Source organism: Pseudonocardia sp. SID8383, assembly GCF_009864975.1.
Taxonomy (GTDB): Bacteria; Actinomycetota; Actinomycetes; order Mycobacteriales; family Pseudonocardiaceae; genus Pseudonocardia; species Pseudonocardia alni.
On sequence record NZ_WWFY01000817.1, the window covers coordinates 1 to 3896 of the forward strand.

The 3896-nt window shown below is 74.5% G+C and carries 3 protein-coding genes and 1 pseudogene; 1 reads left to right on the forward strand and 3 read right to left on the reverse strand.

Annotation, left to right across the window (positions count from 1 at the left end; genetic code table 11):
• Nucleotides 1-34: 34 nt before the first annotated feature.
• Together GTW08_RS19865 and GTW08_RS19870 are read right to left on the reverse strand one after the other, a co-directional pair.
• Nucleotides 35-1096: a hemolysin family protein gene (locus GTW08_RS19865; protein ID WP_073574885.1), complete on the reverse strand. Its 1062-nt coding sequence runs from the start codon at nucleotides 1094-1096 to the stop codon at nucleotides 35-37.
• The gene (locus tag GTW08_RS19870) at nucleotides 1093-2454 is read right to left on the reverse strand and encodes a hemolysin family protein (RefSeq protein ID WP_174565866.1); all 1362 of its coding nucleotides are present in this window, start codon (nucleotides 2452-2454) and stop codon (nucleotides 1093-1095) included. The genes GTW08_RS19865 and GTW08_RS19870 overlap by 4 nt, the downstream gene beginning before the upstream one ends.
• A 313-nt stretch (nucleotides 2455-2767) precedes the next feature.
• On the opposite strand from GTW08_RS19870, the gene coaA reads away from it, so the two are divergent.
• Entirely contained in the window at nucleotides 2768-3697 is a 930-nt protein-coding gene (gene coaA, locus GTW08_RS19875; RefSeq protein ID WP_161152364.1) for a type I pantothenate kinase, read from the forward strand.
• On the opposite strand, the pseudogene GTW08_RS19880 reads toward coaA, so the two are convergent.
• Nucleotides 3669-3896: pseudogene (locus GTW08_RS19880) on the reverse strand (M20 family peptidase); the annotation flags it as partial. The gene coaA and the pseudogene GTW08_RS19880 overlap by 29 nt on opposite strands.

Sequence of the window (3896 nt, forward strand, 5' to 3'; positions counted from 1 at the left end):
TCGGCACGGTGTCCGACGGTACGACCCGCCCGGGTCAGGCCGGGGTGCCGGGGGCGTGGGTGGCGTCGCGGACGCTGCCGACGAACGCCTCGGTGAGGTCCTCCATGGTGACCACGCCGACGGTGGTGTCGCGCTCGTCGACGGCGCGGGCCAGGTGTGCCCGGGCCGCCCGCAGCGTCGCCAGCGCCTCGTCCAGGCGGGCCGAGGCCGGGACCGAGGGCAGGCTGCGGACCCGCTGCGGCGGGATCGTCGCCGACTCGGAGTCGGCGAGGTCCAGCACGTCCTTGACGTGCAGGTACCCGGTGAGCCTGCCCTGGGCGCCGCGGATCGGGAAGCGGGAGTACCCGGTCCGCTCCACGGCCTCGGTGAGCGCGGAGACCGTCGTCGACCCGCCGGGGCCCGCGTCGAGGCAGACCAGGTCCTCCAGCGCGACGACGACGTCGGAGACGGTCGCCTCCGCGGAGGACAGGGTCCGCTCGATCCGGGAGCTCTCGGAGTCGTCGAGCAGGCCCTCCCGGCGCGAGTCGCCCAGCATCTCGGCGAGCTCACCGGTGGTGAACGCGGTCTCCAGCTCGTCGCGCGGGGTCACCCCGACCAGGCGCAGGGTGCCGTTGGCCATCGCGTTGAACAGGTCGATGAACGGGCGGGTGACCCGGGTCCACACCAGGAACGGCGGGACCAGCAGGATCGCCGCGCGTTCGGGGCCCGCGATCGAGATGTTCTTCGGCACCATCTCGCCGAGCATCATGTGCGCGACGACCACGATCATCAGCGACACCGCGAACGCGACCGGGTAGGCGAACGCCTCCGGCACCCCGACGGCGGCGAGCGGCCCGTCGATGAGGTGCGCGACGGCGGGCTCGCCGAGCCGGCCGAGCAGCAGCGAGGCGATGGTGATGCCCAGCTGGGAGGCCGCGAGCATCCGGGACAGGTCGTGCGAGGCGTCGAGCACCCGCCGCGCCCCGGCGGACCCGTCGTCGGCCATGGCCTCCAGGCGGTCCTTGCGGGCCGAGATCAGCGCGAACTCCGCGGCGACGAAGAACGCGTTCACCCCGAGCAGGGCGACGGCGGCGAGCAGTGCGAGCAGGTCGTTCACGCCGGCACCGCCCCGGACGCGGCCGTGCGCTCGTCGGCGCCGCGGGTGACGCGGACCTCGGCGACCCGGTTGCGGTCGCGGCGCAGGACCTCGAGGGTCCACCCGTCGACCACGACGGTGTCCCCGACGTCGGGGATCCGGCCGAGGCGGGCCACGACCAGCCCGGCGAGGGTCTCGTACTCCCCGTGCGGCATCCGGAAGCCGGTGGCCTCGTCGACCTCGTCGTCGCGCATCAGCCCGGACAGTGCCCAGACCCCGTCGCCGAGGCGGCGCACCCGGTTCTGCTCGCCGCGGTCGTGCTCGTCGCGGACGTCGCCGACGATCTCCTCCACCAGGTCCTCCATGGTCACCAGGCCCGCGGTGCCGCCGTACTCGTCGACGACGACGGCGGTCTGCAGCCCGGCCGCCCGCAGCCGGGTCATGAGCTCGTCACCGTCCAGCGACGACGGCACGGTCTCGACCGGCCGGGCCAGGTCCCGCACGGCGGTCTCGGCGCGGCGGGCCGGCGGGACCGAGAACGCCTGCTTGACGTGCACCAGCCCCAGCGGGACGTCCGGGTCGCCGTCCACGACCGGGAACCGGGAGAACCCGGACCGGCGGGCCAGCGCCACCAGGTCGGTCACGGTGTCGGTGGCGTCGATGGTCTCCACCCGCACGCGCGGGGTCATCAGGTCCTCGGCGACGCGGTCGGTGAAGCGCAGCGAGCGCTCCAGCAGCACCGCTGTGCCCGGGTCGATGCTGCCGCTCTCGGCGCTGGCCCGGACCAGCGAGCTCAGCTCGCCGGGGGAGCGGGCCGAGCGCAGCTCCTCGGCGGGCTCGATCCCGAAGCGGCGCACGATGGCGTTGGCCGCGGTGTTCAGGCCGGTGATGAGCCAGCGGAACGCCGCGGCGAACCCGGCCTGCAGCCACACCACCGAGCGCGCCACCTCCATCGGGTGGGCGATCGCGAGGTTCTTCGGGACCAGCTCGCCGAACACCATCGACAGCACCGTCGCCAGGACCAGCGACAGCACGGTGGCAGTGCCCGAGGCGATCCCGGCGGGCAGCCCGACGGCCTCCAGCACCGGCCGGATCAGCTCGGCGACGGCGGGCTCGGCGATGTAGCCGGTGGCCAGGGTGGTGGCGGTGATGCCGAGCTGGCAGCCCGACAGCTGGAACGACAGTCCGGCGTGCGCCCGCTGCACCGAGCGGGTCCGCCGGTCGTCGCTGCGGGCCACGGCGGCGTCGATGCGGCTGCGCTCGAGCGCGGTGAGGGAGAACTCCGAGGCGACGGAGACGGCGGTTCCCAGGGTGAGCGCGACGACCGCGAGCAGCCCGAGACAGGAGAGCAGGACGGACACGGAGCTCAGGGCCTCCATCAGGGAGAAACGGTGCACGACGATACGGCGGCCGCGCCCGGCCCGCCCGACGGGAGCTGCGAGTGATCTCACGGCGTCCCGACGGTGATCCGGGCCGCGACCGGGGTCTAGGTTGGTCAGCCATGACCACGGCGACGTCGCCCTCCGCACCGCTCCCCGCGCCACCGGGTCCCCCGGACGGCCGCCGGGGGCCGGTGGCCGGGGCCCCGACCGCGGCGCAGCGGTGAGCGCCCCGCAGCCGACGCCCCCGTCGGAGCGCGCGACCCCCGCGGCCGCGGGGGTCGCGCAGTACGGCGGCCGGCGCAGCTCCGGGCTGGCCCGGGGCAGCGCCTCACCGTTCGTGGACCTCGACCGCCGCTCCTGGGCGCAGCTCGCGTCCTCGACCACGGTGCCGCTGTCGGCCCAGGAACTCGAGCAGCTGCGCAGCTACGGCGACTTCGTCGACCTCGACGAGGTCCGCGAGGTCTACCTGCCGCTGTCGCGGCTGCTCAACCTGCACGTCGAGGAGGGCGGGCGGCTCTACCGGGCCTACCGGCGCTTCCTCGGCTCGGGCGGGGCCCGCACCCCGTTCGTGATCGGGATCGCGGGCTCGGTCGCGGTCGGCAAGTCGACCACCGCGCGGCTGCTGCGCCTGCTGCTGGCCCGCTCCCCGGAGCACCCCGACGTGCAGCTGGTCACCACCGACGGGTTCCTCTACCCCAACGCCGAGCTGCAGGCCCGCGGGCTGATGGAGCGCAAGGGCTTCCCGGAGTCCTACGACCGCCGCAAGCTGCTGCGGTTCGTCTCCGAGATCAAGGGGGGCCGCCCCGAGGTGACCGCCCCGGTCTACTCGCACCTGGTCTACGACATCGTGCCCGACGAGCAGCTCGTGGTCCGCAGCCCCGACATCCTCATCGTCGAGGGCCTCAACGTGCTCCAGCCCGCGGTCGCGGGCGCGCTGACCGTGTCGGACTTCATCGACTTCTCGGTCTACGTCGACGCCGCCACCGCCGACGTCCGCCGCTGGTACGTGGAGCGGTTCCTGCGCCTGCGCGAGACCGCGTTCCGGGACCCGCAGTCGTTCTTCCGCCGCTACGCCGAGCTGGACCACGACGCGGCCGTCGCCCGGGCCGAGCACATCTGGGCGACGATCAACCAGCCCAACCTGGAGCAGAACGTGCTGCCCACCCGCTCACGGGCCAGCGCGGTGCTGACCAAGGGGCCGAACCACGACGTCACGCGGGTGCGGCTGCGCAAGCTCTGACCAGCGCCGGGACCAGGGCGTCGGCGGCCTCGCCGACCCGGGCCGCGGAGCAGGTCTCGTCGGTGACGTGCGCCAGCTCGGGGTCGCCGGGCCCGTACACCAGCACCGCCGGGTCCCCGAGCGCCGGGACGAGCACCGACGCGTCGGTGAAGTAGGACGCGAACGCCGCCGGCCCGCCGTACCCGAGCGCCGTCGCGGC

Excerpts from the sequence above, each read along its gene's own strand:
- GTW08_RS19870 (WP_174565866.1), bottom strand. The coding sequence starts at position 2,454 with ATGGAGGCCCTGAGCTCCGTGTCCGTCCTGCTCTCCTGTCTCGGGCTG.